At 39.9% G+C, this 13,475-nt stretch carries 16 protein-coding genes; 1 reads left to right on the top strand and 15 read right to left on the bottom strand.

Features of this window, described 5'->3' with window-relative positions; translation table 11 throughout:
- The first annotated feature begins 22 nt into the window (after window positions 1–22).
- Window positions 23–793, top strand: coding sequence for a DUF6544 family protein (locus ACYQ03_RS16240; RefSeq protein ID WP_459911004.1), 771 nt, complete (start codon window positions 23–25; stop codon window positions 791–793).
- 102 nt (window positions 794–895) lie between these two features.
- Here ACYQ03_RS16240 and ACYQ03_RS16235 read toward each other — a convergent pair whose 3' ends face one another.
- The 15 genes from ACYQ03_RS16235 to ACYQ03_RS16165 form a co-directional block, all read right to left on the bottom strand.
- Window positions 896–2,224 (bottom strand): sensor histidine kinase, encoded by a 1,329-nt coding sequence (locus tag ACYQ03_RS16235; RefSeq protein ID WP_459911003.1) that lies wholly within the window; start codon window positions 2,222–2,224, stop codon window positions 896–898.
- On the bottom strand, window positions 2,221–2,892 hold the full coding sequence (locus tag ACYQ03_RS16230) for a response regulator transcription factor (RefSeq protein WP_459911002.1): 672 nt from the start codon (window positions 2,890–2,892) through the stop codon (window positions 2,221–2,223). The genes ACYQ03_RS16235 and ACYQ03_RS16230 overlap by 4 nt, the downstream gene beginning before the upstream one ends.
- 146 nt (window positions 2,893–3,038) lie before the next feature.
- A complete protein-coding gene (locus ACYQ03_RS16225) occupies window positions 3,039–3,752 on the bottom strand; it encodes a hypothetical protein (RefSeq protein WP_459911001.1) in 714 nt (237 codons plus the stop codon).
- Between the two features lie 98 nt (window positions 3,753–3,850).
- On the bottom strand, window positions 3,851–4,252 hold the full coding sequence (locus ACYQ03_RS16220; protein ID WP_459911000.1) for a PepSY-associated TM helix domain-containing protein: 402 nt from the start codon (window positions 4,250–4,252) through the stop codon (window positions 3,851–3,853).
- A 152-nt stretch (window positions 4,253–4,404) separates the two neighbouring features.
- Window positions 4,405–5,508 carry a TolC family protein gene (locus tag ACYQ03_RS16215; RefSeq protein WP_459910999.1) on the bottom strand — a complete coding sequence of 368 codons (1,104 nt, stop codon included), beginning with the start codon at window positions 5,506–5,508 and terminating at the stop codon, window positions 4,405–4,407.
- Between the two features lie 12 nt (window positions 5,509–5,520).
- Window positions 5,521–6,795, bottom strand: a complete 1,275-nt coding sequence (locus ACYQ03_RS16210) for an ABC transporter permease (RefSeq protein WP_459910998.1) — start codon at window positions 6,793–6,795, stop codon at window positions 5,521–5,523.
- Complete coding sequence (locus tag ACYQ03_RS16205) at window positions 6,713–7,951, bottom strand: efflux RND transporter periplasmic adaptor subunit (RefSeq protein ID WP_459910997.1); 1,239 nt, start codon at window positions 7,949–7,951, stop codon at window positions 6,713–6,715. Before ACYQ03_RS16205 ends, ACYQ03_RS16210 begins: the two co-directional genes overlap by 83 nt.
- Window positions 7,938–8,552, bottom strand: coding sequence for an ABC transporter ATP-binding protein (locus ACYQ03_RS16200; RefSeq protein ID WP_459911420.1), 615 nt, complete (start codon window positions 8,550–8,552; stop codon window positions 7,938–7,940). Before ACYQ03_RS16200 ends, ACYQ03_RS16205 begins: the two co-directional genes overlap by 14 nt.
- Before the next feature lie 73 nt (window positions 8,553–8,625).
- Window positions 8,626–9,252: a hypothetical protein gene (locus tag ACYQ03_RS16195; RefSeq protein ID WP_459910996.1), complete on the bottom strand. Its 627-nt coding sequence runs from the start codon at window positions 9,250–9,252 to the stop codon at window positions 8,626–8,628.
- A gap of 190 nt (window positions 9,253–9,442) precedes the next feature.
- Window positions 9,443–10,030, bottom strand: coding sequence for a hypothetical protein (locus tag ACYQ03_RS16190; RefSeq protein ID WP_459910995.1), 588 nt, complete (start codon window positions 10,028–10,030; stop codon window positions 9,443–9,445).
- Between the two features lie 145 nt (window positions 10,031–10,175).
- Window positions 10,176–10,373: a hypothetical protein gene (locus ACYQ03_RS16185; protein ID WP_459910994.1), complete on the bottom strand. Its 198-nt coding sequence runs from the start codon at window positions 10,371–10,373 to the stop codon at window positions 10,176–10,178.
- A 23-nt stretch (window positions 10,374–10,396) separates the two neighbouring features.
- Window positions 10,397–11,434, bottom strand: coding sequence for a s-methyl-5-thioribose-1-phosphate isomerase (locus ACYQ03_RS16180; protein WP_459910993.1), 1,038 nt, complete (start codon window positions 11,432–11,434; stop codon window positions 10,397–10,399).
- A gap of 38 nt (window positions 11,435–11,472) precedes the next feature.
- Window positions 11,473–11,877, bottom strand: a complete 405-nt coding sequence (locus ACYQ03_RS16175; protein ID WP_459910992.1) for a cobalamin B12-binding domain-containing protein — start codon at window positions 11,875–11,877, stop codon at window positions 11,473–11,475.
- 209 nt (window positions 11,878–12,086) lie between these two features.
- Window positions 12,087–13,055 (bottom strand): methylmalonyl Co-A mutase-associated GTPase MeaB, encoded by a 969-nt coding sequence (meaB, locus tag ACYQ03_RS16170; RefSeq protein WP_459910991.1) that lies wholly within the window; start codon window positions 13,053–13,055, stop codon window positions 12,087–12,089.
- A gap of 5 nt (window positions 13,056–13,060) precedes the next feature.
- Window positions 13,061–13,465 carry a cobalamin B12-binding domain-containing protein gene (locus ACYQ03_RS16165; protein WP_459910990.1) on the bottom strand — a complete coding sequence of 135 codons (405 nt, stop codon included), beginning with the start codon at window positions 13,463–13,465 and terminating at the stop codon, window positions 13,061–13,063.
- Window positions 13,466–13,475 lie beyond the last annotated feature (10 nt).

Here is a 13,475-nt window from a genome sequence, read left to right as displayed (position 1 = left end):
TATAAAGAAATGAGGTAGAGTCATGAAAAATCTTTATGAGTCAGAGATAAAAAAAGAGTTGGCCAAGTATGCAAATACTACAATTGATATCCTTACAGAAAATGACATTACCTTGTTGCCAAAACCTGTAAAACGATTCTTTAGCCATTGTGGTTACATTGGTAAACCAAAGATGAATAATGCTGAAGTTATATGGAAAGATGTATATTTTAAAATGTCTCCCCATAAAAATTGGATGAGTTTAACCTGTTATCAATTTAATTCTGTCCCTGAACCAAACCGCATAGCTTATATGAAGGGTAAATTAATGGGATTATTGCCCTTAGAAGGAAGAGACAAATACCAGGATGGCCAAGGAAATATGTTATTTAAGTTTTTGAAATTTATACCAGTTGCCAATGCAAAAAGTAAGGAACTAGATCAATCAGCCCTAGTAACCGTCCTAGCTGAATGCTTTCTAGTTCCTACCTATGCCTTACAGGATTATATTTCATGGACCTCAATGGACACCAATACAGCCAAAGCCGTGATTAAATATAATAATCAAGAGGCTAGTGGTTTATTTTACTTTAATGATCGTGGAGAGTTCACTCGCTTTGAAACAGATGATCGATACTATTCAGAAAAGGGTACTGAATACAAAAAGATGAAATGGTCTGCCATTGCCGAAAATTATATTGAAAAGGATGGTATAAGATTCCCCTCTTCCTTAAAGTCAATATGGCATACGGAACAGGGAGATTATGAGTATTTTAAAGGGAAAATTGTGGCTATTCGATATAACATAACCTAACAACTAGTCAAGTATCGGTTTTCATATTAAAGTCCATGACCCTCAGTCACAAACCACTGACAAAAATACAGCAAGTCATGGGCCCTGTTATAGGATAGTGCATCAGTAAGGGGTGCTATCAACTATGTTCATTGTTACAATACTCAAAACCCCATCCTTTTCATTCCTTAGGCTAATCTCACCATTATAAAGTTTTAGGATCCGCCGTACGATAGTTAGCCCTAGACCATGTTTACCTTCATGCCCTTTCTGAAAAGGTTTTAATATCTCCTGTAGAATATGGGGTTCGATCCGGGAACTGTCATTCCAGAGGGTAAGCATTACTTCCTTTTTATCACTACTAGACCACAGATTTATCTCAACCAGTGATTTTGCGTAACGTAAATGGTTATCCAATAGGTTTTCTATCATCACCTGCAGAGTATCTTCATCGCCCATTATGCTTATTTCTTGCAAATTTAACCGCAAAGATATTTCTGGTCGTTGGAGACTTAGTCGCTGAACAATCTTTTCAATTAACTTTTTAAGTTGAACCTCTTTCTGTAGCGAATTCTTATTAGACAGATAATCCAGACGTGTCAAATAAAGCAGTTGTTTAATTAGTTTTTCCAGTCTTGCCCCTTCCTCATCTATAACCTCGATACTACCATTCAAATCACCCTTCGGATATACTCCATCTTGAATAGCTTGGGCATAACTACGAATAACCATAACAGGTGTTTTTAGTTCATGGGATATATTTTGCAACATCGTTTGTTGCGTTTCATCCTGTTTAATAAGCTGCTTTCGCATACTATCAATGGACATAGCCAGGTTACCGATTTCATCATTTCTTTTTATATCCAAAGGCTCATGCCAATTCCGATTGGCAATGCGCTTTACATGTTGTTCCATCAGCGTAAGGGGTCGGGTTAAATAACGTACGATAAAAAGTGAGACAAACCAACTGGCCACCAGGGCAAGTCCCACGTAAAGCATAAAGTTAAATAAAAAGTCCTTTACAAATCTATCTTCTTCTGGCTTTCTTAAAAACATAACCTGATACATAGGACGTTCGTAGGCCATGTCTTTGGTTATAACGTAACGAATGGCAATTGGACCATTTTTGCTTTCATAGAGTTTTTTGGATAACTCCTGAGTTTCGGCTTTTTGTTTAATTTCTTGCAAAAAGGACGGTTGTAAAGACTGACGTGCCTGTGAAGGTAGGGTTGATCCATCCTCCAGCAAAATAAAACTACGTATATGAAAACCCCGTTCATTAAGTGGTTCTACCTGATTCTTAAAGGGTTCGGGGGGTGGTGGTTCCATCATATTGTCAGTAAAAAAACCTCGGATGAGAGAAGGCATGATAATTAATACAGTCAGATATAACAGCAAGCTTACCATTGAAATTGCTAGCCATATTCTAACAGTCAGCGATAAGCTTTTCATTCCGCCATCCCCCTGTATCCATAACCATAAACAGTTTCAATACGCATCTCTGGTAGCTTTTTCCTTAACCGCCGTACCAAGTCATCCACCGAACGGTCAGTCCCTACATAGTCCTCTCCCCAAACACAGTTAATAATTTGCTCCCGCGAAAGAGCCTGTCCCTTATGTTTTGCAAAAAACATTGCTAAATCATATTCCTTTGATGTTAACTCAATTACCTGTCCATCTTTACTAATTTCACGCTTACCCTCATCCAGCAGGTATGGTTCCAAAATAATTATAGGTTTTTTAAACTCTACAGACTTGTTATATACGCGTTCCAGAATTCTACGGACTCGAATAACCAATTCCCTGGGCAGGAACGGTTTGGCTAAATAGTCATCGCTGCCCATTTCCAGACCCATAATTCGATCGATATCAGCATCCCGCGCAGAGATAAAGATCACAGGTATCTCGGGATAATCAACTTTGATACGTCGCAGCAGTTGGTAACCATCAATATCCGGCAGCATAATATCAAGAACCCAGAGATGCGGTCGTTCATCCATAGCTTTCAAAGCAGATTCTCCATTTGTAAATGGTCGTACTTCCCATCCTTCCCTATGCAAATAGGAGGTTAGGATTTGGTTTAAGTTAAGTTCATCTTCCACCAAAAAAATTTGATACATATCTAACACATCCTGCCTGTAATAAATTAGCCTTTAGCTTTAGGAGCCATGAGAGTATGAGCCATGAAGCTTGGGTTTTTGTGACCAAATTGTGTTTATATGAAAAAGCCCAGACCCCCTGTAAAGAGGGAGTCTGGTTTGTTCCTTTATTTTGATTCTGTTATTTTATTTGACAACTGCAGATTTTTTTCCTTTAATTGTTCTAACATCTGAGGCAATAATTCCTTGATTTTAGCTCCATCATTGGCTGATAGTGCTATATTAAACTGGGCCATGGAGTTGTTTTTCTGATCATCTACTCTGGGGTTAAGACCTAATTTTTGCATTTCCTCTATGGCTTGTTCTTTAGTTAGCTTACTGCTTTTAACATCTTCCTGGATAGCTTTAAGTTTTTCTTTTGCTTCATCTGATAACTTAGGTTGGCCGTTAAATTCTTTTCTATCACCAAAATTTTCAATACCTAGGCTGTTGATTTGTTCCTGGGCCTGTTCACGGGTCAACTTGCCACTTTGGATCTGGTCATGTATGTCCTTCAATTTTTCTTTTACTTCCTCAGATACTTCTGGTTTTTGTTTTTCTACTGGTTTATTCTCTTTCATCGCTTTCCTTAATTGCTCTTGTTTTGCTATAGCATTCTGCCATTCTTCTAAGCTTTCTGGTGTATATTTGCTAACCAGCGCCAAAAGCTTTTCATTAAATTCCTGTTGTTTTTCTTGATTGAAAGGTTGATCCTGAACAAAACCCCCTCTTCCGGTTACTGCCACATTACCATTGACTGCATCGGCGGCAAAAGCAACTGAAGGTACCAGTACAGCAAATGCTAAGATAGTGGATACAGCTTTGGTTTTCCAATTTTTCATCTTTTTATTCCTCCTAGAATTATTATCATTATAACCTTGTCTATAATATAGGTCAGGAATGCGGCACAATTATCAAAGAACCATGGGAAATTATGAAATTATATCCTTCTATTTCTCCTTGTATTATGCGCCTTAAGAATTTTAATGGACATGGTCATACCAGTAATGGTAAGGATAATTAGACCAACAGCCATTAATTCCATTAGAAATGAAACATCTGTATTCCCTATTTTTCCCTTATGAATATTTTTTACAAAGCCCATTATCCTACCTCCCTGATTAACAGGGTCTAATTGACGCCCTACCTGCGACTCCTCTTGTAGCTCTCCTTGTGTAGTCATTGCTGCTTGTTCCATCTTCATGCGTTGCTGTTGGTGTACCGGTCCGTTAACCCCCATTAACCTTGGCTCTAAGAGTAACAGCCCGGTAATGGATTCAATTAAGATGATAAATGATGTTAACAAGCCAATCCACAAGTGAAGCTGGCGACTTTTTCTCATGATTATCCCCCCATGTATTTTTCCATATTATTCAGTATATGAGGGTAATATGGGACAAATATAAAAAAGTTATGGGAAATTATGTAAGACTGTTTTTTCTAAAATAATACCCCTCAGCAGGTTGTATCTGCTAAGGGGTTATGAATGTAAATTTAATTAACTAAAATCCCCTCTGCTGCCAATCTTATTTTGCCTTGGGACAGGTAGAGAGCATTGCCTGCAGATATCCTTTGATTTTTAGCGTTTAGAAAGTTTAGCTCACTTTCTAGGAGGTCAAGTTTGGCAAGCTGTCCCAGTTCATAACGTTTCTTAGCCCAGTCATAGGATTTCTGGGCATTTAGGCAATTAGTTGAGGCTAATTGATAGTCCTGCTGTTTCGATGTTAAATCTGCCAGCAAATTGTTAACTATTTCGTTTAAATTATTTTTTTCATCTGCCAGTTCCAGTTCTTTAGACTTAATTTCCTGCCTTAAGACTAAGTACTCGTAATAATCAAAATCATCTTCATCGTAGTCCAATTCATCTTCCATGTCTTTTAAATCCCTTTTCAAACGAGAAAGCAGATCATAGGAAGAGGTCACATTGGACAAAAGGGTCTCATACTCAGGAAGCTCGACAGTTGTAGAAACCTCAAAGGGAGCTATCTGCAGTTCATCATTATAACTTCTGCCCATCATATCGTTGAATTGTCCCTTATTGGTTTGGATACTATTGGTCTGGTCGATAATTTTTTTATTTAGAGTATTTAGGCTAGCAGACAGTTCGTCAACTTCATATTGGCTGCTTGTACCCAATGCCAGCTTCTGTCTCTCCACATTAAGCTGATTTTGTCTTAACTCATACTCTTTTTTCAATAAAAGCATTGTTTCTTCCTGATTTAAAAGGCTCGTATAAATTTCCTCGACCAGGTAATCGATTTGTTTAAGATAATTCTCTTCATCCTTTATAGCATCATCATAATTGTTTTCTGCATTATCAATGTTATCGGAGGCTGATTCTATTTTTGAATAGTCCTCACCGTTATATTTATCAATGGCATCATAATAATCGTAATTTGCCTGCTGCTCCTGGTACTTTGCCTTGTCCACATTAATTTGGTATTTCTTTAAACTGCGGCTGTTTTCTTTAACAAGACTCTTGGCTTGCTCCAAGGTAATAACATTTATCTGGGTAGTTGTTGGTTCTGCAGCATAGCCAGTTGAAAAGCTTACCAATACAAGAAACAAGGCTAGGAAAAGGACTCGTTGTTTGTTCATAGACACCACCTCTTATTCATAGCGTAATGCTTCCAGAGGACTCAATTCCGCAGCCTTCCAGGCAGGATAAAAACCAAAGAAGACGCCTGTTACCACTGAAAAGATTAAACCCAGGAGAACCCCACTGACTGAAGGTAGTGCTGCCAGTTCAAAGTATTGTAGAATGGGTACCGTAACAAAACCCAGAATGACACCAATAATACCGCCTGCTAAGCTGATAATTACCGCTTCAATTAAAAACTGATTCAGTATTTCCTGTTTCTTAGCCCCAATGGCCTTCAAGGTACCAATTTCTTTGGTTCGCTCCTTTACCGTGACAAACATAACATTCATAATGCCAATGCCGCTTACTACCAGGACCACCACGGCCACCGCTAAGAGGAGTAATGACATGGACCTAGCCGTCTCTTGAGCCGCTGCCAGTCTACTGCCAGCATCCATAATGCGGAATTGCTCAGCACCGCCAGCTCGATGGTTTTCGTTGAGGCTGTTGGTAATATCCTCTATGGCCAACTGTACGGTCTCTAGGCTGGTGGCCTGTACGTTAATGGTGGGGTTGGCCCGGGCACCTAACAAAAATCTTTCTCCCACTGTGTAGGGTACAAAGACAGCATCATCATAGCTCTGTCCAGAACCGGAATCCCCCACCCGCTTGTAAATGCCAACCACCTCAAACCGCCGTCCATTGATGCTAATGCTTTGTCCCACAATTTCCATGGTGTTGCCGTCGGTCAGTGTATTGGCTAGCTCCGCCCCAACCACAACAACCCTGTTCCTTTTCATCTCATCTTCTTCCTCAATGGCCCGACCCATTTCGACTATAAGGTTATTACTGTTCTGAAAAGCTGGTTGTACTGCCATAAATGTTCCAGTAGTGGCGTAATTATTGTAGCTAATATCGCCGTTGCCCCGCAGTTGAGGAAAAGCCTGGGCAATGTTTTCACTGGCTAAAAACAGTTCAGCATCTGCTTTCGTCAGAGGATCAACTATCTTTCCCCTTTGGGCAGGCATAACAATAATGGTGCCCACATTTAGTTTGGAATACTGTTCATTGACCTGGGCTTCACCACCTTTTCCTATGGCTACAACCAGAAAGATGGTGGCAGTTCCCACAATCACACCCAAGGTTGTAAGAAAGGTTCGCACCTTGTTCTGGGTGATATTGGTGAAAACTAATTTAAGCAATTGTTTTAGTTTCACGAAATCACCTGCTTCTTTGACCAGAGTTCGTCTGGGCGGCAGTAGTGGTTTTACCAGTGCTGGCCCTTTGATAAACCACTGTCTCATTTCCTCTAAGTCCCTCTGTAACCTCTACATCGGTACCATCAGTAAAACCGGTCTTAATTTGTTTATCTACCTGTTGGCCCTGTTCATTAAGCACTGTCACAACCTGTTTACCTTGCACCATTTTCACCGCCTGATAGGGTACGATCAAACAGTCCTGAACCTCCTTGATGACAAAGGATACTGAGCAAGTCATGCCATCCTTTAACTCTGTTACTGGATCCTTGATAGTAATTTCTACTGAATAGTTAACCAATCCACTAGATTCTTCACTGGGTAACGCGTTGATCTTGGTCACTTGACCTGAAAATTTTTTCTCTGGTAGGGCTTCCACCGAAACATATACCCTTTGTCCAACTTTGATTTGGCTAATATCATACTCAATGACATTGGTAACGGCCTTAACTGTATTGTTTTCATGCAGGGTTGCAAAGTCTTGTTCATCTGTCAAACTTTCCCCGACCTTATTAGCAAAGTTTAAAATAACACCAGAAACCGGAGCGTATAAAATAGTGTCTTCCAAATCTTCCTTGGCCATTTGGACTTCTAGTTCATTTTGATCTAGGCCCCGAGCCCTTTCCAGTTCAAATTTCTGCTGCAAATTTTTGTATTCTACCTCTTTGTTAGAGAGCTCTAATTTTTTCATTTTCAACTCATTGACTGCATAGGCATCGGGAATGGCTTCCATCTCCTTGTATTCATCCCGCAATTTTGCCAATTCTGTTTCTGCTTTTTTTAATGTCAGCTCATTGTCTAACTGATTGGTTAAATCTTGCTCCTGGGCCTCCTGCAGTTTGGCTAGAGCCAATTGGTACTGATCCTGGTAATCCTGGTCAGCCAACTTGGCTATGATATCTCCTTTTTTGATTCGGTCACCTTCCTTGACAAGGATCTCAGCAATGGTCCCCCTGACATCAAAGCGCAGAGTTACTTTAGAGAAATCAATGGTACCGTCAGAATCTAAACCGACTAGAATATTACCCCTTTGCACCTGAGCTTGCTGGACTTGGGCCTCTGTACTTTGCAGATTACTTTGTTTTTCAAACCAGTACTTGGTACCAATGGTCAGAACAACGGTCGCCAATAGAGCAATCCAAAGGGTTTTTCTCGTTTTTAGTTTTGCTAAATTTTTTAACCTTTGTTCACTAATGATTTTCATATAACTTACCATCCCGTATATAGACTAACTTTTTGACCTGATTTGCCACCTCAACATCATGGGTAATAATGACAATAGTGTTTCCTTGTTCATTTAGCTCTCTAAAAATCCGCATGGCATCCTCACTGGATTTACTATCCAGGTTTCCAGTGGGCTCATCTGCTAATAATAATTGAGGATTACCTACAATGGCCCTAGCTATGGCCACCCTTTGCTGCTGCCCACCAGAAAGCTCATTGGGACGGTGACCCAGCCTTGCTTCTAAGCCTAAAATAGTTAATTTTTCCCTGGCTAATTCCATTGCTTCTGCCTCTTCCATGCCGCGGTAGAGCAAGGGTAGCATGACATTTTGCAGGGCTGTCAATCTAGGCAGCAAGTTAAATTTTTGAAAGATAAAACCTATTTTTTTATTGCGAATCTCAGCTAACTCGTTGTCAGTGGCTGTTAGGACATCTAAACCATCTAAATAATATTGGCCGGACGTGGGGACATCGAGACAACCCAATATATTCATTAGCGTAGATTTTCCCGAACCGGAAGGTCCCAGCACGGCCATAAAATCACTATCAAATACTTTGATACTGACATCATCCAAGACCATGAGTTCTTCGGAGCCATTTTGGTATATCTTGACAAGATGAGCAGCATCAATTATACATTTTTGTTCCACAGTCTTACATCCCCGGTGGTGGACCCATTACTTCCATACCACCCTGAGGGCCTCTCTGGTTATTACCTGTATTTTCTATGGTGGTCCTTGTACTACTACCACCTGTGACCTGAACAAAGGAAATTTCCCCATTTGTCTTCCATATCCGTAACACCGAATCTTTTTTTATGGCCGTAATTCCCACATCTGTTGCTTCCTGAGAACCCCGCTGCATAGATACTATCTGAACCCCGACAGGGATCATAAAGGTCTCAGTTTCTTCGCTAAAATTCATCCTGAAGCCGCCATTACCCATCCTTGCCCCTGGATTGACCTGTTGATTGTTCTGATTATTTTCCTGTTGCTTATTCTGATTTTGCGTTTGCTTTACTGGCGCTTCCTGAGCTGGAGTACCATTTTGATCCACCTCAGCTTTAAAGATAGTTACTTCATTACCGACTATCTCTTTTACTTTTCCTATTAAGATCGGTCTTTCCTCCGGCATGGATATTTTTTGGCTCTCTGAAGTCTCTGCAGCGACTTCTTTTGTTGCTGCAGCCTTTTCAGTTGTTGCTGTACCACCACCGCAGCCAACCATTGCTGCAGCAAGGAATATGCTCATAGCAATAATCCATCCTTTTTTAAACCTCATTACCTCCACCTCGCCTTTTTTTAAACTGAAGAAATTCTATAAAATAAATGTGGGTAAATTATGGATAAAATGTGGTAAATTATGAAATAAGGTTTGCAATACCTGAATAATACAATTCTCTAAGGTATAAATACTCTGATAACCAAAAAAGGGATGCATTTCGCTCCCTTTATTAGTTAAATTATTCTTTTTATACTACACGTCTTTTGGCCTTTTTTATATTTTTCTGCTGTACGCAAAAACCAGTTTCTTCATAAATTTTATTTAATAAGGTAGTTAAGTTTTTCTGTTCGGCCCAAGGTACTTTCAGATAGTTACACACTATTTTCAAGAAATCTAAGCCTTTTTGCAAATCCTCATTGGATAACAAATTAGACGAATCCTGTTCTTGATTATCAAAATGCCCAAGTACAGATATACTTAGGCTATAATCTGCTTCATCAGCCAGGGAATAAAAACCATTTACGCCATTGATCAGTTGCAATCCGTAACTTAACCCTCCAGATCTTATGGGCAAGAATACTTCTTCTACTTGAACCTCTAAATGATGATAATTTAATAGATAGTGCCTCAATTCCCCTATTTCAGCTTCGGTAAAAAATTCATTTAATAATAATTGATCACACCAGGCGTCCTGGTCATTTTGATCATAATTCTCAATTAATTCTTCATAAGAACCTATAGGTATTTGCCTGCCCACTACGAACCAGTTAAACTTCACCTGATCCTGACCATTAAAATTATCAACTACTGACCAGGCTCTAAATAACCGCACCATAGCTTCAACCTCCTAACCGTCCATATCTTAAAATCATAAACTATTGATGAAAGCACTATGTGCCGTGGGCCCCAGGCTAGCCCCATGGCACATAGCACCAGGACGTCTCCTAACCCATGACTTAAGACCAAAGTGTGATTATAATTTAATCTTTTGTCTTAATTGTAACCTTAATACTCCTGCAGCAATGATCGTTCTGTACGATAATGTAATCTTGTTTATCAATCACCTTATATTCACCGTTTGATTCAATAACCAAATCCTCCACTTTAAGGTTTCCTTCTTTGGGAATAAATAAAGGACGATTAAGCGGAATGATAACCGCATCTTTTAAAATAGGCATTGATATACCTCCATTCAAAGTTTTTAAATTATTAAACGTGGTAATGTCCAGTAGGTACCAATTTCCTCAGGAGAAATAATTCCCCGATCTGTAATTATCCCTGCAAGTAACTGCGGAGGTGTTATATCAAAGGCAGGGTAAAACCCTTTTACTTTTTCACCACTGATTTTTACCCCATGAAAAGTCAATACTTCCTTGGGATCCCGTTGTTCAATAGGGATGTCCTTACCTGTTGGACATCTTTTATCCGGTCCCCCATAACCTAAAATATAAAAGGGTAATTGGTGGTATTTAGCAGCAATGGCCAGTTGAAAAGTGCCCACCTTGTTAGCCACAGTTCCATCTAGGGCTATTCGGTCAGCAGCAGTAAAAACCTTTGCAATCATACCTTGACCCATACAATAGGCCGCCATATTATCACTTATCAGAGTTACTGGAACTCCCAGCTCAGAGGCTGACCAAGCAGTAAGCCTTGCCCCCTGAAGATAGGGTCTGGTTTCAGTAGCTATTAATTTTATTTTTTTGCCATGCTCCATTGCAAACTTCAGCATGTATAATAGTGCTGGACCCGGAAAACAGTGAGAAAGAATACAGTCCCCATCTTGCACTAAGGTTTCAGCCCACTTACCAGTTAATTGCGAACGAATATCGGCTTTTTTTAAAATCACATAAATATTTTTTAGTATTTGTTCAGACCAATTAGGTCGCTCCCAGTTTATTTGATCCAGCAATCGTCCTAATAAGACCTGTGTATGAAAACCAGTTGGACGGGTATTTACTAAACGATCCTTTACCATTAATAGATTTTTTCGAACTTCATCGGCTGCTATTACTTTAGCTTCCAGCTGACGAGCTGCTAAATAAAGCCCATAGCCAGCAGTTATAGCAATATCTCCTGCTCCCTGAACTACCATATCTTCTATACTTTTTGCCACTTCTTCATAGTCATGGCATAGGACATTTATTATTTGATGAGGAAAGTGACGACGATCTATAAGGACAAGGCAATCATCCCTTAGAAAAACGTTATTATCTATATTCATTAACAAAGGTTCTGGCAAGCGTCTCCTCCCTCCTTTTCAGGCCAAAGATTAACTTATCATCGAACCATCATTTTATTTATCCAAGTAATAATAGTACTAACGGAGGCACCTGGTTCAAAGATCTCATCCACTACTCCTGAAGCCCTAAGTTCTTGCCGATGTTTTTCAGGTATCATACCTTCTCCAAAAACTAAGGTACCGTTGGTTTTTTTCTCATTTAACATTTTATATAAACTTGGGAATATCTCATTATGGGAACCATTATGGATACTTAATCCCACTATATCTACATCTTCTTTTAACGCTATGGCAACAATTTCTTCCAGTGTACAATACATACCCGAATAAATAACCTCCATACCACCTTGCTCCCTTAAACCCCGAGCAATTAAGCGAATCCCTTTATTTTGATTATCTAGGCCAACTTTTGCCAGCAAAACTTTAATCTTTTTGTTATACATATTAACCCCCCATGACCATCAGTCACATCCAACGGAAAATATATTTGGTAGGCCATGAGCACAAGCCTTAAAGTAAAACATATACAAAAAGCCTACGACTCAAGGTCTCTGCCAAGGCTCCTAAAACTGAAAGCTGACGGCTGATATGCTAAATAATATTCGATGATGAGTCAGTCTTTTAACTAACTCATCATCGAATTTGTTTGGCCTTATTTAATATACCTACTTGCTATTTCGTCTGCTAAACTATAAGGATCGATTTCTTTTTTCAAAACCCTGTCAACCATTTTTTGAATTTCCCCGTCTTTTTCCAGGTCATTTAATACTGGTTGAAGAATAGCTCCCCATAGCGCTTCGTTAATCTCAGCTGTAGTCTTGCGGCGCATACGATCAGACAATAGATTATTATCAACAAGATATTGATAATGCTCCTCTACCTTTTCTCGTATTACATTCACACTTTCCGCAAATTTATGAGGTTCTAGCACACTCTCAACCAATAGTACAGGTATATTCCAACTCTTATCATCTTCTGCGGAACCTTTAGACATGTGGACCATATTTAAAGTTTCCTTATACAGTTTTCCGGCACCATCACGATCTGCCTTATTAATGACAAAGATATCCGCCACTTCCATTAAGCCGGCCTTCAGTGCCTGTATTTCATCCCCCATGCCAGGCACCAGAACTACAATTACAGTATGAGCATGGTTGATAATTTCCACCTCTTGTTGCCCTACACCGCAAGTTTCAACGATTATCTTTTCCTTACCCAAGGCGTCCATGACATGAATACCTTCTCCAACTGCCTTGGATAGGCCTCCCATAGAGCCCCTGGTTGCCAAGCTCCTGACAAATACTCTTTTGTCCTCGGCATGTCTTAGCATACGGATCCTATCTCCCAAAAGTGCTCCGCCGGTAAAGGGACTGGTTGGGTCAACTGCCAGTACTCCCACAGTCTTATCCTTTTGGCGATAGGCATAGATAAGTTCATCTGTAAGTGTACTTTTACCAGCACCTGGTGCACCGGTAATACCTATTACATGGGAATTACCAGTATTATTAAAAATCTCTTGCATGGCGATATAGGTATTGGGAATTTGGTCCTCCAGATTCCTAATGAGGCGAGAGGCAGCACGGATATCTCCAGCTAAAACCTTTTTGCCTAATTGTTTCATGTTACTCACGCCCTTGGAGTTACATTTTTATTAATCCACTCTACCAATGAATCAAGAGTGGCTCCCGGAGTAAAAATAGCTTTAAGACCTGCCTCATACAATGCATCCATATCCTGTTCTGGTATAATACCCCCACCTATAACCACTATATCCTCTGCTCCTTCGTCCTTGAGTAGTTTGGCTACCTGAGGGAATAGGTACTTATGTGCACCGGATAAACAACTTAAACCAACAACATCAACATCTTCCTGCAGGGCAGCAGCTGCAATTTGCTCTGGGGTTTGATGGCAACCAGTATAAATTACCTCAAAACCAGCATCACGGAAGCATCTAGCCAATACCTTGGCACCACGATCATGACCATCCAGCCCTGGTTTAGCAAGCAGTATGCGAATTCTTCTTTCCGACATCACTTTACCT

Source organism: Desulfotomaculum defluvii, from assembly GCF_054657375.1.
The sequence above is the reverse complement of the archived record's forward strand: the minus strand, read 5'-3'. Positions and strand labels throughout refer to the sequence as shown.